The sequence below is a fragment of the Caballeronia fortuita genome, assembly GCF_001544835.2.
Lineage (GTDB): Bacteria > Pseudomonadota > Gammaproteobacteria > Burkholderiales > Burkholderiaceae > Caballeronia > Caballeronia fortuita.
Genome location: NZ_FCNX02000015.1, coordinates 1 through 21,304 on the forward strand (window position 1 = coordinate 1; position 21,304 = coordinate 21,304).

At 64.9% G+C, this 21,304-nt stretch carries 15 protein-coding genes; 5 read left to right on the top strand and 10 right to left on the bottom strand.

Translation table 11 applies throughout. From position 1 onward, the window contains the following. Nucleotides 1-683 precede the first annotated feature (683 nt). From AWB77_RS25485 to cobA, 9 genes are all read right to left on the bottom strand, one after another. Nucleotides 684-2,699, bottom strand: coding sequence for a hybrid sensor histidine kinase/response regulator (locus AWB77_RS25485; RefSeq protein WP_244158647.1), 2,016 nt, complete (start codon nucleotides 2,697-2,699; stop codon nucleotides 684-686). A 239-nt stretch (nucleotides 2,700-2,938) separates the two neighbouring features. Further along, the gene (locus tag AWB77_RS36135; RefSeq protein ID WP_157694923.1) at nucleotides 2,939-3,097 is read right to left on the bottom strand and encodes a hypothetical protein; all 159 of its coding nucleotides are present in this window, start codon (nucleotides 3,095-3,097) and stop codon (nucleotides 2,939-2,941) included. A gap of 159 nt (nucleotides 3,098-3,256) precedes the next feature. Then, nucleotides 3,257-6,076, bottom strand: a complete 2,820-nt coding sequence (locus AWB77_RS25490) for an Hsp70 family protein (RefSeq protein WP_061137247.1) — start codon at nucleotides 6,074-6,076, stop codon at nucleotides 3,257-3,259. Beyond that, nucleotides 6,077-7,969 carry an Hsp70 family protein gene (locus AWB77_RS25495; protein ID WP_208601568.1) on the bottom strand — a complete coding sequence of 631 codons (1,893 nt, stop codon included), beginning with the start codon at nucleotides 7,967-7,969 and terminating at the stop codon, nucleotides 6,077-6,079. Next, entirely contained in the window at nucleotides 7,966-8,550 is a 585-nt protein-coding gene (locus tag AWB77_RS25500; protein ID WP_061137248.1) for a DUF2760 domain-containing protein, read from the bottom strand. Before AWB77_RS25500 ends, AWB77_RS25495 begins: the two co-directional genes overlap by 4 nt. A 279-nt stretch (nucleotides 8,551-8,829) precedes the next feature. Next, nucleotides 8,830-9,315, bottom strand: a complete 486-nt coding sequence (locus AWB77_RS25505) for an adenosine-specific kinase (RefSeq protein ID WP_061137249.1) — start codon at nucleotides 9,313-9,315, stop codon at nucleotides 8,830-8,832. A 71-nt stretch (nucleotides 9,316-9,386) separates the two neighbouring features. After that, entirely contained in the window at nucleotides 9,387-10,508 is a 1,122-nt protein-coding gene (locus tag AWB77_RS25510; protein ID WP_061137250.1) for a CmpA/NrtA family ABC transporter substrate-binding protein, read from the bottom strand. A gap of 14 nt (nucleotides 10,509-10,522) precedes the next feature. After that, nucleotides 10,523-11,095: an ANTAR domain-containing response regulator gene (locus AWB77_RS25515; protein ID WP_061137251.1), complete on the bottom strand. Its 573-nt coding sequence runs from the start codon at nucleotides 11,093-11,095 to the stop codon at nucleotides 10,523-10,525. Nucleotides 11,096-11,167: 72 nt separating this feature from the next. Then, entirely contained in the window at nucleotides 11,168-11,935 is a 768-nt protein-coding gene (gene cobA, locus AWB77_RS25520; RefSeq protein WP_061137252.1) for a uroporphyrinogen-III C-methyltransferase, read from the bottom strand. A 623-nt stretch (nucleotides 11,936-12,558) separates the two neighbouring features. On the opposite strand from cobA, the gene AWB77_RS25525 reads away from it, so the two are divergent. From AWB77_RS25525 to AWB77_RS25545, 5 genes are read left to right on the top strand one after another with little or no spacing between them, the layout of a single operon-like run. Next, nucleotides 12,559-13,884: an MFS transporter gene (locus tag AWB77_RS25525; RefSeq protein ID WP_061137253.1), complete on the top strand. Its 1,326-nt coding sequence runs from the start codon at nucleotides 12,559-12,561 to the stop codon at nucleotides 13,882-13,884. Between the two features lie 12 nt (nucleotides 13,885-13,896). After that, the gene (gene nirB, locus AWB77_RS25530) at nucleotides 13,897-16,419 is read left to right on the top strand and encodes a nitrite reductase large subunit NirB (RefSeq protein ID WP_061137254.1); all 2,523 of its coding nucleotides are present in this window, start codon (nucleotides 13,897-13,899) and stop codon (nucleotides 16,417-16,419) included. 18 nt (nucleotides 16,420-16,437) lie between these two features. Continuing rightward, nucleotides 16,438-16,782, top strand: a complete 345-nt coding sequence (gene nirD, locus AWB77_RS25535; RefSeq protein WP_061137255.1) for a nitrite reductase small subunit NirD — start codon at nucleotides 16,438-16,440, stop codon at nucleotides 16,780-16,782. Then, nucleotides 16,779-18,038, top strand: coding sequence for an NAD(P)/FAD-dependent oxidoreductase (locus AWB77_RS25540; RefSeq protein WP_074168973.1), 1,260 nt, complete (start codon nucleotides 16,779-16,781; stop codon nucleotides 18,036-18,038). Before nirD ends, AWB77_RS25540 begins: the two co-directional genes overlap by 4 nt. 28 nt (nucleotides 18,039-18,066) lie before the next feature. After that, nucleotides 18,067-20,796 (top strand): nitrate reductase, encoded by a 2,730-nt coding sequence (locus tag AWB77_RS25545; RefSeq protein ID WP_096031191.1) that lies wholly within the window; start codon nucleotides 18,067-18,069, stop codon nucleotides 20,794-20,796. A 210-nt stretch (nucleotides 20,797-21,006) separates the two neighbouring features. On the opposite strand, the gene AWB77_RS36140 is transcribed toward AWB77_RS25545, so the two are convergent. Next, a complete protein-coding gene (locus AWB77_RS36140) occupies nucleotides 21,007-21,276 on the bottom strand; it encodes a hypothetical protein (RefSeq protein WP_157694924.1) in 270 nt (89 codons plus the stop codon). Nucleotides 21,277-21,304: the final 28 nt, after the last annotated feature.

Sequence of the window (21,304 nt, forward strand, 5' to 3'; positions counted from 1 at the left end):
GCGTGGCTCGTTGGTTCAGCACCAAATAGCTCCAGCCCGCTTCGCGGCCGATGGGTTAGTTGGGTTGCGAGCGCGCTCGCGTCCCATCGGTTTCCCTCGCATACCCGACGGCAGCGCGCAGCGCTGTGCCGAAACTGTTTGGTGCTGAACCAGTGCGCTCAAAGTAATGGCAAGTCAGACCGTGCGCGATCCAAGCCCGCTTAGGTGTTTGAGGGCACTCTTTAGGCGAGTGCCGCCGTGGACGAGAGAACTACCCAAACTGCGTGTGACCGCGGGCCTGAAAAAGCTGCTTTCTTTGCCTACTTTCTTTGCAGCAGCAAAGAAAGTAGGTGCCGCCCCGCACAGGGGCAACGCTAATAGACCAACACGAATATGGGATCCGGCGAATCGAAGCGATCAACACCGCCGCGAAGAAATCGGCCAAACTGCCGCCCCGCACAGGGGCAATGCTAATAGACCAACACGAATATGGGATCCGGCGAATCGAAGCGATCAACACCGCCGCCAAGAAATCGGCCAAACTGCCGCCCCGCCCAGGAGCAACGCAAATAGACCAACACGAATACGGGATCCGGCGAATCGAAGCGATCAACACCGCCGCCAAGAAATCGGCCAAACTGCCGCCCCGCCCAGGGGCACAGCCAACAAACCGTCACGACCCCGGAATCCGGCAAAAAAAGAACTCACGCACCCAAATCACCTTCCCCGGCGATCAACCCCAAAATCCCCCGCCGAAGCTCCGCCGGGCTAACCGGCTTCGAAAGCACATCCTGCTCGCAAGCCAACGGCACGATACTCGCCGCCGGCTCGCCGGTCACAACAAGACACGGACAAGGCCGCCCGAGCCGCGACGCCCCGAGCATCGCCACTTCCCGCGCAGTCTTCGCATCGCGCAGCCGAAAATCGGTAATGATCAGATCCGGAAACCGCTCGATATCGCCAAGGATCGTCCGGAACTCCTCGAAGCTCGCGGCGGAATCGTAGAGCACGCCCCATTGCGACAACAGCGCTTCGGTCGACGCCCGCACGAGACCATCGTCCTCCACGAGCAGCACGTAACGTCCCTTCAGGTGCGCCATTTCCGCCGCTTCCGAACGCGCCGGCGCGCGCGCCGACGGCGTGTCGGGCGAAGGTCCGCACAGCGGCATTTCGAGCGAGAAACGCGAGCCGCGTCCTTCGGTCGACTTCAGTTCGATGCGATGCTGATCGAGCATCGACATCACCGCATTCACGATCGACAGCCCGAGGCCAAGCCCCTTGTCGCGATCCTGCTCGGGATTGTCGACCTGAAAGAACGGCTGGAAGATCGCATCGAAGTAATCGGCCGGTATGCCGATGCCGTTATCCAGCACGTCGATGCGCGCACGCGTCGCGGAGCGCACCACGCCGACGATCACCGTCGGCTTCGACGTCTTGCCCGAATCCGCGTACTTGATGCCGTTCGACACGAGATTGGCAACCGCGCGGCAAAGCCAGTGCGCATCGCTCCTCACGCAGACGACGTCGTCCTTCGGCAGCCGCACGCGCAGTTCGACACCGCGGCTCATCGCGAACGGACGCAATTGCTCGATGGCTTCCTCGACGGTCTGCCGCACGTCGAACACGTGATAGCGCGGCACCACGCGCCCCGATTCCAGCCGCGACAGATCGAGCACCGCGTTCAGAAGCCGCGCAAGAATCACGGACGAACGCCCGCACTCGTTGATGAGCCGCTCGGCCTGATCGAACTCGCCATTGCGGATCGCTTCGGCGGCGGCCTGCAGGAAAAGGTTGAGCGCGTGCATCGGCTGGCGCAGGTCATGCGTCGCGGCGGCGAGGAAGTTGGACTTTTCGCGGCTCGCCGTTTGCGCGGCGATCATCTGCTGTTCGCGCAATGCGAGCAGCGCGTTGGTCTTGTTTTCCTGATCCTTCTTCGACACCTCCAGTTCGCGGTTCTTGCGCCCGAGCGAGACGTTCGCGGCGCGCAACTCGTCGTTCAGCGACGCGAGCGCGCGCTCCGAGCTATAGCGCTCGCGCGAGACGCGCTCCGCATGCGTGCAGACGCCGTGCCCCACGACCACGACGTTGAACATATAGAACAGCCCCGCGAAGAAATCCTCGGGGTTGAGCAGATGAATGGTGACCTGCAACACGACGATCGACGCCAGCGTGATGATGCCGGCCGTCAGCGCGACGCGCGAGCGCAGATAGAAGAAGCTGAACTGGAAGAACAGCGCGAGACACAGCCCGATGAAGTGCTGCGTGTAGTTATACGGCGCGGGCGTGATTGCGACCATCGCGAGAATCAGGCAGAGCAGCCCATAGATGCCCGTGAGGATGATGCGTTGCGCGGTCGCGTGCGAGCGGAACGACGGCCGCAATACCAGCACGCCGACGAAAAACAGCAGCGCGATGCCCGCGAAACGCAGCGCGAGAATGCTGGACAAGCGCGAATCGAGCGCCTGATTGCCGCGCGCGAAGCTGAAATCCCACCATAGAAAGCACGTCCAGATGGCGAGCGCGAGCAGCGTCGATGCGCGACGGAACGCACAGAAGCGCTGGCTATGATCGTCGAGGAACTGCGCCTCGAGCGCGGGATCGGAGAACGGCGCCGGTATCGACAGATTGCGCACCAGACTCGCGCCGGCCTCACGCGCGGCCGCGAGAAGAATTCCTGGATTGCGCACGCCGGCGGCGCGTTGCGGTACGGCCATCTTCATGCTCGCTCACGGAATCGGGTTATCTACTTTAGGCCAAGGCGGTCATACAAATACGCCTTTTTTTAGCGATCGGCCGTTCCGACCGGAAATTATTGCGGATTCTTGGGGCGAGACGGGCGAGAGAAGGAGGGGAGAGTGTCGATCGGCGAGCGTTCGGAATTCATCGCCCGCCGATTCGAAGGACAGCCACATCGAATGCCCCCCGCACGACGACGAGGGTGTCTTGCACTTGCGACCGCTCAGCTTTTTGGCTTGGCCTTGGTGGTGCGCTTCGTGACCTGCATTTCCTTCGCGCCCGCAGACTTCGTGGACGATGCCTTGCTGCCGGCTGTTTTCTTGCGGCTCGACATTTCCGTTTCAGCGGGCTGGCTTGCTTGTGCCTTGCGTGGGGATGGCATGATGACCTCCTTCAGTATGTGTCCATATCGACACATTGATAACCATAGGATGCGCCCAGCCGGTATTCAAGACATGTGCAGCCCGCGCGCAACGCATCGGCGCAAGAAACTTCTGAGAGCGAAGCATTTCGGTCGACGCACGTTCGGCAAGCAGCGCGATCAGCGGATGAGCTTCAGCCCCGCCGGCAGCGTTTCGCCAAACACGCGCCCTTCGTCGGCGCGATCGAGTGCGACGGTCTCGCGCACCATCGCGATCCACGCGTGCGCCGCGCCCATCGTCTCGAGGCGCTGGACGACTGCGGCGCGGGCATCGTCGGGAAGATCGCGCGAACGGTCGCCGGTCATGCGGGCGATCTGCACGGCGGCGAACGCGGCGGGATCGACCTTCTTCCAGTCGAGCGCGAGGATCGCATCGAGCCAGCCGACGGCGACATCGGGCGGCACCACGCCATGCGCGCTGCCGTAGAAGGGCGCGCGCGCGCCGATGCGCCCGAGCGCCCACCAGCTTTGCACGCTCTCCGAAGGCTTCCTGAGCCGCGTGAGCAGCCATTCGCCGACTTCGATCTTGCGCTCGACCGGCACGCGTTCCAGCGACGCCGCAAGCCGCACCATGTCCTCGTAACCCGCGCGCGCCGCGCCCGCCGCCCGGCGATAGCGGCTCGTGCCGGGCGGCTGGAGCACGAAGGCCATGTCCTCGAGCAGCTTCAGTTGCGCCGCTTCAGGCAGGCCGCCCGCCGCGCGCCGCCAGAGCGTCCACCACTCGGACCAGATCTGGCTTTCGTTGCTGTACTGGATGCCCTGATCGAAGAGCGCCCACAACTGCTCGACGCGCCACTCGTCGAGTGGATGCCCGAAGCCCGGACGCATGCAGTAGCCCGCGAGATTGAGCCACGTGCGCTCGTGATCGGCGCTGCGGCGGCGCTTCTTCGCGCGTTCGAAAAGCGCGCCGAACAGCTCGCGCAACAGCGCGATGTCCCAGGTATCGCGCGCGCCGAGCGTCTGTTCGAGTTGCGCACGCAGGCGTTTGACTTCTTTCGGCCCGACATCGTGCGACTTCGCGCCGAACGTGCGGTCGATCAGTTCGATGGCCTTCGGCAGCGCCGGATGCGATTGGCTTGCCGCGTCGTCGGCCGGGGATGTTTCGCGGCGCAACTGGAATTCGAGCAGCCAGCGCTGCGTGGGATCGTCGACGGCGATGCAGTGCATCTCCAGCGTGCCGACCTCGGTGAGCGAGGTCGTCAGCTGGACCGCCGTTTCGCGCGCCCGGCCTTTACCGGCGGCGTGCGGATCGACTACGGTCGCGATCGGCGGCAGGCGGACGAAATCGCCCGATGCCGACGCGAGATTCGCGAGCGCGCCCGCCTCGAACGCCGTCTCCGACACCGACGACGCCAGATGGAACCGCACCGGCGCGCCGAGCGTGAGCGCGAACGTGCGATCGGCCAGATGAATCGGCTGGCCTTCCTCGGTTCCGCGCGGCAGCACGCAAACGGCACGCGTCACATCGGAAGCGGCGTTCGCATCGTCTTCGAGCAGCAGGAAAAAGCTGCGCGCCGAGCCGCCGCCGATCTTCGGCGCATGGCCCGCGCGCGCGAGCGCATAGGCGACCGCACCGCGCGCCACCGCGACATCGGGGTCGCCGTTCGCGAGCACATTGACGGCTTCGCCGCGCCAGCCGGACAGCGTATCGGCGATCCGGCGCGCGAGCGGCGCGGCGCGAAACACGCCACCGTTCAACAACAAGGTGTCCGGAATGGCGAGCGTTTCGGAGCCTGTTTCGGCGAGGCCGAGCGCCTTGTGCGCTTCGCCCGCGTGCTGGCCGAGGAACGCTGCGATGTGCCGCGTGATGGCCGCATCGCTCGCATACGGCAGCCCGAATTCGACGATGCCGCCGCGCGCGCCGTTTCGTAAACGACCCGGCCGATCGCTCGCCGCGACCATCGGAAAGAAGCCCTCGACGATGATCCGCTCGATCTCGTCGCGGGTTATGTCCGCCGAACGTGCACCGCCGATCAGCTTCGCGCCCGCGCCGAGCAGCGTGATCGACGTGGATTCGGGCGAGCTGTCGCCGAGCAATTGCTCCTTCGCCGCGCGGCAGCGTTCGACGAGTTGCGACAGACGCGCCGCCGAAAGCCGCGTATCGCCGCCCGCGAGCCGCTTCTCGACGAGATGCGCGAGCGCGAGGTCCATGTTGTCGCCGCCGAGCATCAGATGGTTGCCCACGCCGATGCGCGTCAGTTCGGGCTCGCCGCCGTTCATCGCGACCTGGATGAGCGTGAGGTCGGTCGTGCCGCCGCCGACGTCGACGATCATCACGAGCCGCGTCGCCTGCAAATCGTCCGCGAGCGTCGCGCGATGATGAAACAGCCAGTCATAGAACGCGGCCTGCGGTTCTTCCAGCAGCCGCAGCTTTTCGAGCCCGGCCATGCGCGCGGCTTCGAGCGTCAGCGCGCGCGCGCCTTCGTCGAACGAGGCGGGCACGGTGAGCACGACGTCTTGCGCGTCGAGTGGTGCATCGGGAAAGCGCTCGTTCCACGCGGCGTGGACGTGCGCCAGATAGCTCGCGCTCGCGATCACGGGCGAGATTTTTTCGACGTCGTCGCCCGCGCCCCACGGCAGGATGGGCGCGAGGCGATCGACCGCCGCGTGCGACAGCCAGCTTTTCGCGCTGGTCACGAGCCGCCCCGGCACCTGCGCGCCGAGCATCCGCGCAAATCGGCCGATGACGGCGGGCGCTTCCATCTCGCCCCACGGCAATTGCAGGTCTTCGGAGCGGAGTTCGCCCGGCGCGAAGTGATAGCGCAGCGAGGGCAGGAGCGGCAACGCGGCGACTTCGCCCGCGCCGACGAGCTGATCGATATCGAACACGCGGATATCGTCCGAGCCGGTCTGCGCATACGCGACGACCGTGTTGCTCGTCCCGAGATCGATGCCGACGCTGTACCGCGCGCCCGCCGCCTTCCTGTTGCGCGCGGACACTTACAGGCCCATGCCCTGATCCGCGCCAGCGTTCGGGCCGCCGCGCACGTCGAACTCGACCTTCCAGCGCTCGGACGAGCCGCGCGGAATCGCTTCGAGTTCGAGCGTGCCCGCTTCGGTCACGCGCGCATGCAGCTTGACCGGCACGACTTCGCCCGGCGTGCGCCCTTCGGGCGGCAGCGATGCTTCGATCTCCTCGAGCTCCTGCAATTCGTCCGGCTGCCAGTATTCGAGCAACGTGCCGACCTGATCCTGCCTGCGCACCGACGAGCCGAAGAAGCGGAAATGCACCGGTTCCCCGACGACGAGCCCGAATTCCTGCGCGGGCAAAGCGGCGTCCGTGCCTTCCTCCATGCCGAACGGCGCGACGCACAGCGCCTGCACGGGCGGCTCGAGTCCGGGCACGGCCGGCATCGCCGATTCGACCGCGACGTAGTACGCGCGCGCCGTGCCGCCACGGATGCGCACGCCGCGGCCGCGCCGCACGTAGCCGTAATAGGCCGCGCCGCGCGCCACCGCGAGATCGAGATCGGCGCCTTCGAGCAGACGCGCGGGCGGCGCGTTCTCGGATGCGAGCCACGCGTTGAGCGTCGACATGACGCGCTCGACGAGCAGCGTCGACTTGAACACGCCGCCGTTGAAGAGCACGGCGGTCGGATGCAGCATCGTCGCGCCTTGCGGTGCCTGATGCTCCAAGCCTTCCACTTCCGCGAGCGCGGTCACCTGACGCCCGAGGAACGCGGCAAGATGGCGCGTGACGGCGGCGTCTTGCGCATACGGCAGACCGAGCTGTGTGAGACCGGCGCGCGCACGCGAAACGGGGCGCGCGGCGGCATCGACTTGCGGGAAAAAGCCTTCGAGCAAGATTTGCGTGAGTTCGGCGCGCGTGAGTTCCGTGCGCAGCGACCCGCCGATCAGCTTCGAGCCGCGGCTCGGCACGACGAGCGGCACGGCATCGACGGACGGATCGGACAGCAGCGTTTCCTTCGCCGATCGGCACGCGTAGGTGAGGGCGCGCAACTGCCACGGATCGGGCTGCGTGCCCGCCTGTGCGAGCTTGCGCGCGACGGTATGCGCGAGCGCGAGGTCCATGTTGTCGCCGCCGAGCAGGATGTGCTCGCCGACCGCCACGCGATGCAGCTCCAGATTGCCTTCGCGCTCGACGACCGCGATCAGCGAGAGATCGGTCGTGCCGCCGCCGACATCGACGACGAGAATCACATCGCCCACTTTGACCTGCTTGCGCCAGCCGCCCGACGACTTCTGGATCCAGCTATAAAGCGCGGCCTGCGGTTCTTCGAGCAGCGTCATGCGCGTGTAGCCGGCCGCGGCCGCCGCTTCGGCGGTGAGTTCGCGCGCGGCGGGATCGAAGGACGCGGGAATCGTCACGGTGACGTCCTGCTGATCGAAAGGCGCATCGGGATGTGCGTGATTCCACGCCTCGCGCAGATGCGTCAGATAACGCACCGAGCTTTCCATCGGCGATACGCGCTCGACTTCCTCGGGCGCATCGGACGGCAGGATCGCCGCGCGCCGATCGACGCCCGGATGGCACAGCCAGCTTTTCGCGCTGGAGACGAGGCGGATCGGCGTGCCCGCGCCACGGCTTCGCGCGAGATCGCCGACGATGAACCTGCGCTCCTGCGTCCACGGCAGCGTGAGATCTCCAGGTGCGAGTTCGTTCTCGTGCGGCAGATAAAGGAACGAGGGCAGGAGATCGCGCTCTTCGGCCGCGCCCGGCGCGGTCAGTTGCGCGATGGGGAGCACGCGTTGCGCGGTCTTTTCGCCGTCGCTCGCGCTCATGTCGACGTAGGAGAGCGCGCAGTGCGTCGTGCCGAGATCGACGCCGATCGAATAGCGCGCCTGAGTGTCGTTCGATTGAATGTCGCTCACAGTTCCACCTCCGCGGGCGCGACGATGCTCGCATCATGCGACGGCGCGAGCTTCGGCAGGCGCGTGTCCTCGACCTTCCAGCCGCGATGGCTGATGCTGCCCGAAAACGGCGCCTTGCCGACGACGTTGCCCGTCAGACGCACGGCGCTCGCATCGAAACCTTCCTGCAGCGTGATGCGGCTGCCTTCGGCCTCGCTGCGCACCGGCTTGATCGTGAAATGCTCGCGCAGCACGGTGCGGCAGCCGTCGTGCACGAGGCGGGCGGCCGCGCCGATATCGGCGTCGCTGTAATTGACGATGTCTTCTTCGACGAAATCGATGAAACGCGCATCGCGCTGCAGAAGGCCGAGCAGTTGCAGCGCGGCGACCGGGCTCGCTTCCTTCAGCGCGGACGGCGCGGGCTGGACCGGCTGCACGGGCGCGGCGGCGGGCTTCGGCGCTTCGGCCTTGAAGTCAGGCGCTTCAGGCGCTTCGCGCAGGCGCTGCACGCGGCCCGCGAACGCGGCATTGCCCAGAATGCCGAAGAAGGCGCCGAAGGCAATGCCTAGCCTGCCGAAAAAGCCTGGATTCATGTCGGTCATGTAATGCTCCTGTAGGCCGCGCGAGGACGACCCTATCCTCGGGCGGCGCGGGTGGCCGGTGTTCGGTGCCGTATCGGCGGGAGTGTTGCCGGGAATGTCTGCCGTGCGGCTTTCAGAGAAGGCACGAGAAAACGCCAACGGCCTTTATACCGTATCCCGATATTGTCCATGAAGTCGCGCGCCGGCCGGAAAAACGCACCGGACGGCTCGCGCGTCGGCGGGCCTCATTCTCGCGGTTTGCGCCGCCAAGTCAAGGCGCGGCGGGCTGGCGCGCGGGCTTTACGCCTTGTAGCCGATCTTGCGCAGCAGGTCGTGACGCCACTTCACGTCTTCGGCCGTTTCGACGCCGAGCGGCGGCAGCCCGTCGACCACGCCGACGATTCCGCGTCCCTGATCCGTCTGCGCGACGAGCACCTGCGTCGGATTGGCGGTCGCGCAGAAGATGCGGCAGACTTCCGGCACGGCCTTCACGGTATTGAGCACGTTGACGGGAAAGAAGCCATCGCCGAGCACGATGATGAAGCTATGCCCCGCGCCGATGTTCTGCGCGTTGTGAGCGGCCATCGCGACGCAATCCTCGTCCGTGCCCGATGTCCGCACGAGCCGCTTGCCCGACGCCTCGCAGAACGCGAGCCCGAAGCGGATGCCGGGCACCGCGCCGACGAGCGCCTCGTGCAGATCCTCGACTGTCTTGATGAAGTGCGACTGACCGAGGATGAAGTTGGTGTTCTCGGGCTTGTCGATGGCGATGGCGAGCAGTTCCATGGCGGGTCTCCGGTGCGCGCTGGAGATTCCATGGTAGGCGCTTTTACGCGCGCAGCTTTCACGCGCAGCTTTTACGCGTGCATGTCGAACCCCGCGAGATATCCCGCCGCATCGCCGCCGTCCCACACGCGGCCATCGCAGAAAGTCGCCGCGCGCCGCTCGCCCGGTATCGCGATGCCCGCCGCCCACGCCGCATCGCGATAGAGCGCCGTCTGATTCACGCTCGCCGCGATGTCCCCATCGTCGATATCGGCGTCGAGCATGCCCCAGCGCCGGTATTGCGTAATGAACCAATGGCCATCCGACACGCGCGGATAGTTCACCGCGCCGTCATCGAAGAAACGCACGGGCAGCGCGCGCGCATCGCCGTCACCGGATGCGACGAGACGCGGCGCGATCAACGCTGTCGGCACGCCGAGCAGTTCCGGCGACGACAGCGCCTGCGCGATCTCTTCGCGATGCGTTTTCGCATCGAGCCAGGCGCACGCATCGAGCATCGTGCGCACGAGCGCGCGCGCGGTGTTCGGATAAAGCGCGGCGAAATCGCGCCGGCACGCGAGCACCTTTTCCGGATGATCCGGCCAGATTTCGCTCGTATATGCGACCGTCCGGCCCGCCTCGCGCGCCTGCGCGACCGCGTGCCACGGCTCGCCCGCGCAGAAGCCGTCGAGCGCGCCGTCGACGAGCGCATCGGCCATGCGGGTCGGTGGAATCACGATGCTCTCGACATCGCGCAACGGATGCACGCCGTGCGCCGCGAGCCAGTAATACAGCCACATCGCGTGCGTGCCGGTCGGAAAGGTCTGCGCGATGACAGGCCGCCGCCCGAGCGCAAGCAACGCTTCCTTCACGCTCGCGCCGGCGTCGACCGCATCGGCGAGCGGACGCGACAGCGTGATCGCCTGACCGTTGCGATTGAGCACCATCAGCACGGCCATGTCCGCACGCGGCCCGCCGATGCCCAGTTGCACGCCGTACACGAGGCCATAGAGCGCGTGCGCGGCATCGATCTCGCCGGACAGCAGCTTGTCGCGCACGGCGGCCCACGATGGCTGACGGCACAGTTCGATCGTGATGCCATGACACGCGCCGAGATCGCGCAATGCGGCGACGGCGAGCGGCGCGGCATCCGAAAGGGCGACGAAGCCGAGCCGCAGATGCGTGCGTTCCGGTTGCGAGGAAGTCGTGTTCATAAGTGTCGGTAAGGCTAGAGCAGATCGGCCATCGAAAGAATCTGACGCGCGATCTCCGCGACCTTCACGCCCTGATCCATCGCGCGCTTGCGAAGCGCCGCATAGGCTTCGTTTTCGGACATGTCGCGCTTGTCCATCAAAAGACGCTTCGCCCGGTCGATGACCTTGCGTTGCGCCAGTTCGTCCTCGACCTTCGCGAGCCGCTGGCGCAACTGCGCTTCATGCGCGAAACGCGCGAGCGCGACGTCGATGATCGGCGCGAGCCGCGCGGGCGCGAGACCTTCTACGGAATACGCGGTGACGCCCGCGCCGACCGCCGCGCGAATGAACTGCTGATCGGCATCGCTGCTGAACATGAGCACGGGACGCGGCGCGGCCTTGTTCATCACCGCGAGCTGTTCGAGCGTATCGCGCGAAGGCGATTCGGTATCGATGATGACGACATCGGGCTTCTGGCTCTCGACGGCCTTGTGCAATGCCGAGGGCGCGGCCACTTCGGCGAGCATGTCATAGCCCATGCGCGCGAGCTGTTCGCGCAAATCGCCGATGGGCTTGTCGGTGTCGGTGACGAGAAGAACGCGCAGCATGCGGGCAGCGGAAGCGGTCATGCGAGGAACGCTTGTGACTTTAGCGCGCCGCTCGTCGTTTGAGAACTCGCTTCATGCCGCATGAGCCAGGCCTTCGGCGCTTTCGGCAAGCGCCAAGAACTCAGCCGATTCCCCGATCGCGCCGCCGACGAGAATCACGGCGGGGCTGCCGAGACCGGCGGCGGTCGCATCGATGGCGAGACGCTCGAGCGTCGTGACGAGGCGCCTTTCCTGCGACGATCCCGCGTTCTGCACGACGGCCGCGGGCGTGCTCGCGGGCAACGCGTCGAGCAACGAGGCCGCGATGCTCGCGATGCGGCTCATGCCCATGTAGATCGCGAGCGTGGTGCCGGTCGCGGCGAGCGCGGCCCAGTCGGGTTCACCGTGATCCTGCATGTGCGCGGTGACGAAGGTCACGCCCTGACAATGATCGCGATGCGTGAGCGAGATGCCGAGTCCCGCCGCCGCCGCGAATCCCGACGACACCCCGTTGACGATATCGACGGGAACATGCGCTTCGCGCAACGCGGCGATCTCTTCGCCCGCGCGCCCGAAGAGCAATGCGTCGCCGCCTTTCACGCGCACCACATGCAGCCCCTTCCTCGCGTAACGCTGCATGAGGCGCTGAATGAAGGCTTGCGGCGTCGACTTGCAACCGCCGCGCTTGCCGACGCGAATCACGCGCGCATGCGGCGCGAGCGTAACGATGTCCGCGTTGGCGAGATCGTCGACGAGAAGGATGTCGGCGGCGGCGAGCGCCTTCGCGGCGCGCAAGGTCAACAGGTCCAGATCGCCGGGGCCTGCGCTCAACAGCGTGACTTTGCCTTGGATGGTGCTCATCGTTGCTTCCTGTATCTGTTTGCTTGCGTAGATGGGGCATCGGCGCGGCAAACGCAGATAGCGTCCGCTCGTGTCGCTGCACGATGGGGACGCCTTTGTCCTTGCTCTTTCGTGTATGTGAGTGCCGCGAGCGCCGTTGCCCGCAGCGCTTTCGACGATGCAATAAGCGCGCCATCGGCCAAACAGGCATTGCAGCGCGCAATTGGCACTCACCTTGTGCGCAAGCGGCACCGCGACGACGCATGTGCGCTTGTTTCGAGGGAACGTATCGGCTAACCGGATAGTACAAAATTGACCCCGTGCGAAATGCGCTTTGCACAGGCTCGCACGCCATCAGTGCTGCGTCGCACCATCCCTGTGCCCGTCTGCATCGAAACATGACGCGATGGCTGTGCGCGCAAGCGGTGCACGCAGCGCGCCGAGCGTTGCGGAGTAAGCGTTTGCGAGCAATGCCGCTCGCATGGCATAGCCCTTGCCTTATGACTTGCCATCGGATCAACGGCGATCCGTCCTGAATACAGCGCCCGGCAGGTGAAGAACGTGCGGGCATCGGACAACGGCGTCCCCCGCATCGGCTTCCCGGCCGCATGCGCGGGACGCCTTTATTTTTTGGCGGAAAGAAGATGGACAAAGCCACACGGATCGATCTCTTTAGCATGCGCAGCGCGCCGATGCGCGCATTCCATCTCACCTGGATGGCGTTCTTCGTATGCTTCTTCGCATGGTTCGCCTGCGCGCCGTTGATGCCGCTCATCAAGCGCGAATACGCGCTCACGGCCGATCAGGTCGCGAACATCAACATCGCGGCGGTGGCCGTGACGATTCTCGTACGTCTCGTCGTCGGGCCGATGTGCGATCGCTTCGGCCCGCGCCGCGTGTATAGCGCGCTGCTGCTCGCGGGCGCGGTGCCGGTCATCGGCGCGGCGCTCTCGACGGGCTACGACAGCTTCCTGTGGTGCCGTCTCGCGATCGGCGCAATCGGTGCGAGCTTCGTCATCACGCAGTACCACACCTCGGTGATGTTCGCGCCGAACGTCGTCGGCACCGCGAACGCGACGACCGCCGGCTGGGGCAACGCCGGCGCAGGCGCGGCGCAGGCGCTCATTCCGCTTCTGGTCGCGGCTGCGATCGCGCTGGGCGTTGGCGAGGCATCGGCATGGCGCGTCGCGCTGATCGTGCCGGGCATCGCGATGCCGGTCATGGCGTTCTTCTACTGGCGCTATACGCAAGACTGCCCGCAAGGCGATTTCGCGGCGCTGCGCCGTGCGGGAATCGCCATCGACGGCGGCAAAAAGGGCGGCTGGCAGAGCTTTCTGACCGCGTGCTCGAACTATCGCGTGTGGATGCTGTTCGTCACCTATGGCGCGTGCTTCGGCGTGGAAGTGTTCATCCACAACATGGCGGCGATCTATTACGTCGATCACTTCGGCCTTTCGCTTGCGCAAGCGGGCATGGCCGCGGGCAGCTTCGGCCTGCTCGCGCTCTTCGCGCGCGCGCTCGGCGGCTGGCTCTCCGATAAGGCCGCCGCGAAGAAAGGACTCGATATCCGCTCGACCTTGCTGTTCGTATTGATCGCGGGCGAAGGGCTCGGCCTCTACGCCTTCGCACATGCGCCCGGCGTTGTCTTCGCGATCGTCGCGATGCTCGTGTTCGGCCTCTTCACGCACATGGCGTGCGGCGCGACTTACGCGCTCGTGCCGTTCATCGATCGACGCGCGCTAGGCGGCGTGGCCGGCGTGATCGGCGCGGGCGGCAATGTCGGCGCGGTCGCGGCGGGCTTTCTGATGAAAGGCCTCGGCAATGCGCAGGCGACGCTCTCGATGCTCGGCGTGATCGTCGCGACGACGGCGCTCTGCGCGCTCGCCGTGCGCTTTTCTCCCGAACACAAGGCGCGCGAAGCGGCACTGCGCGAAAGCGCGCTCGCGGCCAATAACGTCATCGCAAACTGAGAAGGGTCCGACATGAAAATCGTCGTCATCGGCCATGGCATGGTCGGCCACAAGTTCCTCGAATGTCTCGCCGAAAGCGGCAACGAAGCGCTCGACGTGACGGTCCTGTGCGAAGAACCGCGCGCCGCATATGACCGCGTGCATCTGACCGAATTCTTCACGGGCAAGAGTGCGGACGATCTCTCGCTGGTGGAGCAAGGTTTCTTCGAACGCTCGGGTTATGCGCTGAAGCTCAACGCGCGTGCGGTCGCGATCGATCGCGCGGCGCGCACCGTGACCGCGTCCACCGGCGATGTGCTCGCCTACGACAAGCTCGTGCTCGCGACGGGTTCGTATCCGTTCGTGCCGCCCATCGAGGGCCGCGATCGCGACGGCTGCTTCGTGTATCGCACGATCGAAGATCTCGAAGCGATGCAGGCATGCGGCGCGCGTTCGAAGACGGGCACGGTCGTCGGCGGCGGGCTGCTCGGTCTCGAAGCAGCGAAGGCATTGCGCGACATGGGCCTCGAAACGCATGTCGTCGAATTCGCGCCGCGCCTGATGGCGGTGCAAGTCGATGACGGCGGCGCGCGCGTGCTGCGCGCGAAAATCGAAGCGCTCGGCGTCACGGTGCATACGGGAAAGAACACGCTTGCCATCGTCGATGGAGAAGGCGCGGCCAATCGCATGTGCTTCGCCGATCAAACGCATCTCGACACCGACATGATCGTGTTCTCCGCAGGCATCCGTCCACGCGACGACATCGCGCGTGCGGCGGGCCTCGAGATCGGCGCGCGCGGCGGCATCGTGATCGACGACGCCTGCCGCACGAGCGATGAAGCGATCTACGCCATCGGCGAATGCGCGTTGTGGAAGGGCCAGTTGTTCGGCCTCGTCGCGCCGGGTTACGACATGGCGCGCATCGTCGCGAAGCAGATCATCGGCGAAGAGGCGGCCTTCGCGGGCGCGGACATGAGCACGAAGCTCAAGCTGATGGGCGTCGATGTGGCGAGCATCGGCGATGCGCACGGCAAGACGCCGGGCAGCCGCACGTATCAGTACAGCGACGAGCGCAAGCAGGTGTACAAGAAGCTCGTCGTGTCCGATTGCGGCAAGTTCCTGCACGGCGCGGTGATGGTCGGCGATGCGAGCGAGTACGGCACGCTGCTGCAGATGATGCTCAACCGGATGGAGTTGCCCGAGGCGCCCGAATTCCTGATCCTTCCATCGAGCGATGGGAAAGCAAAGCCCGCGCTCGGCGTCGAAGCACTGCCCGATGCCGCGCAGATCTGTTCATGCAACAACGTGAGCAAGGCGCAAATCTGCGAGGCCGTATGCGCGGGCGCGACCAGCATCGGCGCGATCAAGTCTTCGTGCAAGGCGGGCGCGTCGTGCGGCGGCTGCGTGCCGCTCGTCACGCAAGTGATGAAGTCGGAGATGAAGCGGCAAGGTTTCGCGGTGAACAATCATCTGTGCGAGCACTTCCCGTATTCGCGTCAGGAGCTGTATCACATCGCGCGTGTTGAAGGACATCGCACGTTCGGCGCGCTGCTCGCGAAGCACGGCAAAGGGCGCGGCTGCGATATCTGCAAGCCCGTTGTCGCGAGCATTCTTGCATCGTGCTGGAACGAGTTCGTGCTGAAAAAGGAGCACGCGAGCCTGCAGGATTCGAACGATTACTACCTCGCGAACATCCAGCGCGACGGCACGTACAGCGTCGTGCCGCGCATGCCGGGCGGCGAAGTGACGCCAGATGGTCTCATCGCCGTCGGCCAGGTCGCGAAGAAGTACGGCCTTTATACGAAGATCACGGGCGGTCAGCGTGTCGACATGTTCGGTGCGCGCGTCGAGCAGTTGCCGTTCATCTGGGAAGAGCTGATCGCGGCGGGCTTCGAATCGGGTCATGCGTACGGCAAGGCGCTGCGCACGGTGAAGTCGTGCGTCGGCTCGACGTGGTGCCGTTATGGCGTCGGCGATTCGGTCGGTCTCGCGATCGAACTCGAGAACCGCTACAAAGGCTTGCGCACGCCGCACAAGATCAAGTTCGGCGTGTCGGGCTGCACGCGCGAATGCGCAGAAGCGCAAGGCAAGGACATCGGCGTGATCGCAACGGAAAAGGGCTGGAACCTCTACGTATGCGGCAACGGCGGCATGAAGCCGCGTCATGCCGAACTCATCGCATCCGATCTCGATCACGACACGCTCGTGCGCTATATCGACCGCTTCCTGATGTTCTATGTCCGCACGGCGGATCGCCTGCAGCGCACGAGCGTATGGCGCGACAACCTCGAAGGCGGTCTCGACTACCTGATCGATGTCGTCATCCATGACAAGCTCGATATCGCCGCCGAGCTCGAAGCGGAGATGCAGCTCGTCGTCGATACGTACGAAGACGAATGGAAGAAGGCCGTCACCGATCCGCAGACGCGCAAGCGCTTCCGTCACTTCGTCAACAGCGAAGCGGGCGATGCGAACGTGACCTTCGTCGAGGAGCGCGGCCAGATTCGCCCGGCCACGCTGGAAGAACGCAAGTCGAAGCTCGCTGAAACCGTTTAACGCGTGAGGAAAAACATCATGAACGACCGCATCGAACAGGACTGGACCGCCGTTTGTGAACTGGACGACATCGTGCCGGATACGGGCGTCTGCGCGCTCGTGAAGGGCACGCAAGTCGCGGTGTTTCATCTCGCCGGTGAAGAGACTGCCGTGTATGCGATCGACAACTACGATCCGCATTCGCAGGCGGCGGTGCTGTCGCGCGGCATCGTCGGGAGTCTGGGCGAGCGCGTCGTCGTGGCATCGCCGATCTACAAGCAGCACTTCGATCTGCGCACCGGCGAATGTCTGGAAGCGCCGGAGCTTTCGGTAAGTGCGTATCGCGTGAAGGTCGCGGGCGGCAAGGTGTGGGTCGCGGCATGAAGACCGAATACGCGGTCGCGGGCATGGCGTCGTTGAACGTCACCGCCGCGCGCCAGCGGCTCGTGGTCGTCGGCAACGGCATGGCCGGCATGCGCACGGTCGAAGAGTTGCTGAAGATTGCGCCCGATCTGTACGACATTACCGTGTTCGGCGCGGAACCTTATGGCAATTACAACCGCATCCTTCTGTCGCCGGTGCTCGCGGGCGAAAAGAAGGTCGACGACATCATTCTCAACACGCGCGAATGGTACGACGCGAACGGCATCACGTTGCACGCGGGCGATGCCGTGGTCAAGATCGATCGGACGCGGCGCATTGTGCGCTCGGCGAAGGGCGTCGAAGCGCGTTACGACCGTCTGCTGATCGCGACAGGTTCGAAGCCGTTCATCATTCCGGTGCCGGGTTGCGATTTGCCAGGCGTGATCGCATTCCGTGATATTCAGGATGTCGAATCGATGCTCGATGCGGCGCGCGAGCATCGGCATGCGGTGGTCATCGGCGGTGGTCTGCTCGGGCTCGAAGCGGCCAACGGCCTGCAACGGCAGGGCATGTCGGTGACGGTCGTGCATGCGAGCGAGAGCCTGATGGATCGTCAGCTCGACGCGAGTGCATCGGCGTTGCTCAAGCGTTCGCTCGAAGCGAAGGGCCTCAGGTTCGCGATGGCCGCGCAGACGACCGCGGTTCTCGGCGACGTTCGCGTGCGCGCCGTGCGTTTCGCGGACGGCACGCAGATCGACGCGGACCTCGTCGTGATGACGGCGGGCGTGCGGCCCGACATCGCGCTGGCGAAAGATGCGGGCTTGCATTGCGAACGCGCGATCGTGGTCGACGATACCTTGCAGACATTCGATCCGCGTGTCTATGCAGTGGGTGAATGCGTGCAGCATCGCTCGGCGACGTTCGGTCTCGTCGCGCCGATCTGGGATCAGGCCCGCGTGGCGGGCGCGCATCTCGCGGGTGCGGGGCATCGGCGCTATGTGCAGCGTGCAACTGCGACGAAGCTCAAGGTGACCGGCGTCGACCTGTACTCGGCGGGCGATTTCATCGGCGGCGAAGGCAGCGAGGATCTCGTGCTGCGCGATCCGCGCCGTGGCGTCTACAAGCGTCTCGTGCTGCAAGCGGGCCGCGTGATCGGCGCCGTGCTGTACGGCGACGTGAAGGACGGCGGCTGGTACTTCGACCTGATTCAGAACCGCACGGATATCTCGCATCTGCGCGGCAAGCTTCTTTTCGGCAAGGCACTGTGTGAGGCCTGAGACAAGGCCGAGGATATCGAACGTGAGCATGCCCATCATCCCGATTCAAACCGCTTCCGTCAAAACGACGTGCCCTTATTGCGGGGTCGGCTGCGGCGTGACGGCGACGCCAAAGAGCGCGACTGAAGTTGCGATCGCCGGCGATGAAGCGCATCCGTCGAACTTCGGCCGGCTGTGCGTGAAGGGCTCGGCGTTAGGCGATACGGTCGGGCTCGAAGGGCGTCTGCTGAATCCGAAGCTGCGCGATAAGGCTACCGGATCGCTCACCGATGTGTCATGGGACGACGCGCTCGGCACGGTCGCGAGCGGCTTTGCGCGCATCATCGACGAGCATGGTCCCGACGCGGTCGCGTTCTATGTGTCGGGCCAGTTGCTCACCGAGGATTACTACGTCGCCAACAAGCTGATGAAGGGCTACATCGGCAGCGCGAACATCGATACGAACTCGCGGCTGTGCATGTCGTCGTCGGTGGCGGGACATAAGCGCGCGTTCGGTGAAGACCTCGTGCCGATGAGCTATGAAGACCTCGAACTCGCGGATCTCGTCGTGCTCGTCGGCTCGAACACCGCGTGGTGTCACCCGATTCTCTTTCAGCGCATTGTGAAGATGAAGGAGACGCGGCCGGAGATCAAGATCGTCGTCATCGATCCGCGTCATACCGCGACGTGCGAGATGGCGGATCTGCATCTGCCGCTGAAGCCCGGTAGCGACGTGCGTCTCTTCAACGGCCTCCTTGCCTTTCTCGCGGAGCACGATGCGGCCGATGCCGCTTTCGTCGATGCACACACGCGCGGTTTCGACGAAGCGCTCGCCGCAGCGGGCGCCTCCGATCTCGCGCAGACGGCCAAGGACTGCAAGCTCGATCAGCACGAGCTGATGACGTTCTATCGCCTGTTCGCGCGCACGGAGCGGGTGGTGACGGTCTATTCGCAAGGTGTGAATCAGTCGAGCGCGGGCACGGACAAAGTCAACGCGATCATCAACTGTCATCTGCTGACAGGACGGATCGGCAGGCCGGGCATGGGGCCGTTCTCGTTCACAGGTCAGCCCAACGCGATGGGCGGCCGCGAAGTCGGCGGTCTCGCGAACACGCTCGCCGCGCATCTCGAGTTCGGCGATCCGCTGCATGGCGAGATCGTGCAGACATTCTGGAACGCGCCCGCGATCGCGCAGCGCGCCGGAATGAAGGCCGTCGAACTCTTCGATGCCATCGAAGCCGGCCGCGTGAAAGCTGTCTGGGTGATGGGCACGAATCCCGTCGTGAGCCTGCCCGATGCCGATCGCGTGAAGCGTGCGCTCGACAAGTGCGAACTCGTGGTCGTATCCGACATCATCGAGAAGACGGACACGAACGCGTTCGCCGATGTCCTCTTGCCCGCGCTCGGCTGGGGCGAGAAGGACGGCACCGTGACGAACTCGGAACGCCGCATCTCGCGGCAGCGCGCGTTCATCGCCGCGCCAGGCAACGCACGCGCGGACTGGCGCATCATCTGCGATGTTGCGCGTCGCATGGGCTTCGAAGGCTTCGATTTCACGGGACCGCATGAAATCTTCGACGAGCACGCGCGCCTGAGCGCGTATCGCAACGATGCATCGTCGGGCGTGCATCGCGCGTTTCATATCGGTGGATTGGTCGGACTCGGTCGCGCGCAATACGATGCGCTGCAGCCGGCGCAATGGCCGTTGCGCGGATCGGCGGATGCGGGAACGGAGAGACTCTTCGGCGATCATCGTTTCAGCCATGCCGATGGCCGCGCGCGTTTCATCGCAACCGTTGCCCGCTCGCCCGTCAACGCGCCTAACGAAGACTATCCGCTCGTGCTCAACACAGGCCGCGTGCGCGATCAATGGCACACGATGACGCGCACGGGCCGCTCGGCGAAACTCGCGGGCCACATCGGCGAATCGTTCATCGACATGCACCCGCAGGACGCGCTTGCGAGCGGCGTGCGCGAGGGCGAACTCGCGCGCGTATCGAGCCGCTGGGGTTCGATGATCGCGCGCGTGCAACACGGCGGCGGCATGCCGCGCGGCAGCGTGTTCGTGCCGATTCACTGGAACGATCAGGTCGCCTCCGATGCGCGTGTGGGCGCGGTGGTGAATCCTGTCGTCGATGCGGTTTCGGGCGAGCCCGAGTTCAAGCACACGCCGGTCGCGGTCGAGAAGTTCCACGTCATGTGGCATGGCTTTTCGCTCTCGCGCGCCGCGCCCGATCTCGACATGGTCACGCACTGGACGCGCGTGCATGGCGCGCGCTTCGTGCGCTACGAGATGGCTGGCCGCAATCGCTTCGATGCATCGCACGGCGATCATCACGACTGGGCGCGCGCGCTCTTTCGCATCGACGATCCGCACGCGGACTGGATCGAGTACGAAGACAAGAGCGCGGGTGTATATCGCGCGGCGCACGTAGTGAACGAGCGCATCGAGAGTTGCGTGTTCATCTCCGAGCGTCCCGATCTGCCCGCGCGTGCATGGCTCGCGACGCTCTTCGAAAAGGACCGCCTCGATGACGACGACCGCGCGAGTCTGCTGCTCGGTCAGCCTATCGGCAAGGGCGAGGACACCGGTCCGACGGTGTGCTCGTGCTTTGGCGTCGGGCGCAACACGATCTGCAACGCCATCCGCGACAAGGGGCTCAAGACCGCCGCCGAGATCACGTCATGCGTGAAAGCGGGCGGCAACTGCGGATCGTGCGTACCGGAACTGAAGAAGCTCATCGTCGAAACGGAGATGGCGCGCCTCGCGACCGTCTGAATTGCTGCGTTGCCTATCGCACGGACGCGGGCGCCTGTCGCCCGCGTTTTTCGTTTCGTCTCCATGCAAACCCTTGGCAACAAGGCGTCTTCGGGCTATTGGTCTGCTCGAATGAGCGTTCGCCCACTCAACACCTTACGATCTCTTACAACGTGAAACGGTGTGTTGGTTCGGCCACGTTTTGCGCGGTTCGTCTTACGTACAGTCACATCAAAACAAGGCGCGAATTAAAACAGGCGCCTGAAAACAGAACGAAAAGGCAATACGGGGATTGTGATGAACACGAACGCAAAACGAATTGAACAGGCGGATGGCCGGCGCGCCATGATCCGCCCGATGCAAGGCCACATCGCCCTGATGCACGAACGAAGACTTCTCGTGATCGAAGTCCGCGACGTTCGCTGCCCGCAACGTTTCTAAGCTGCTTCCTGTTTCGAATACCCGCTGATTTTCACGCAGTCTTATCGACGTGAGATTCATGTAAGGGTGTGAAGTAGGAATGCTAAAT

What these genes read in the sequence shown, in the direction of transcription:
- AWB77_RS25500 (WP_061137248.1), bottom strand. Translation starts at nt 8,550, where the DNA reads ATGACCGACATGAATCCAGGCTTTTTCGGCAGGCTAGGCATTGCCTTC.
- AWB77_RS36140 (WP_157694924.1), bottom strand. Translation starts at nt 21,276, where the DNA reads ATGAATCTCACGTCGATAAGACTGCGTGAAAATCAGCGGGTATTCGAA.
- nirB (WP_061137254.1), top strand. Translation starts at nt 13,897, where the DNA reads ATGAAAATCGTCGTCATCGGCCATGGCATGGTCGGCCACAAGTTCCTC.
- AWB77_RS25525 (WP_061137253.1), top strand. Translation starts at nt 12,559, where the DNA reads ATGGACAAAGCCACACGGATCGATCTCTTTAGCATGCGCAGCGCGCCG.
- AWB77_RS25540 (WP_074168973.1), top strand. Translation starts at nt 16,779, where the DNA reads ATGAAGACCGAATACGCGGTCGCGGGCATGGCGTCGTTGAACGTCACC.
- AWB77_RS25545 (WP_096031191.1), top strand. Translation starts at nt 18,067, where the DNA reads ATGCCCATCATCCCGATTCAAACCGCTTCCGTCAAAACGACGTGCCCT.
- cobA (WP_061137252.1), bottom strand. Translation starts at nt 11,935, where the DNA reads ATGAGCACCATCCAAGGCAAAGTCACGCTGTTGAGCGCAGGCCCCGGC.
- AWB77_RS36135 (WP_157694923.1), bottom strand. Translation starts at nt 3,097, where the DNA reads ATGCCATCCCCACGCAAGGCACAAGCAAGCCAGCCCGCTGAAACGGAA.
- AWB77_RS25515 (WP_061137251.1), bottom strand. Translation starts at nt 11,095, where the DNA reads ATGCTGCGCGTTCTTCTCGTCACCGACACCGACAAGCCCATCGGCGAT.
- AWB77_RS25505 (WP_061137249.1), bottom strand. Translation starts at nt 9,315, where the DNA reads ATGGAACTGCTCGCCATCGCCATCGACAAGCCCGAGAACACCAACTTC.
- AWB77_RS25485 (WP_244158647.1), bottom strand. Translation starts at nt 2,699, where the DNA reads ATGAAGATGGCCGTACCGCAACGCGCCGCCGGCGTGCGCAATCCAGGA.
- AWB77_RS25510 (WP_061137250.1), bottom strand. Translation starts at nt 10,508, where the DNA reads ATGAACACGACTTCCTCGCAACCGGAACGCACGCATCTGCGGCTCGGC.
- nirD (WP_061137255.1), top strand. Translation starts at nt 16,438, where the DNA reads ATGAACGACCGCATCGAACAGGACTGGACCGCCGTTTGTGAACTGGAC.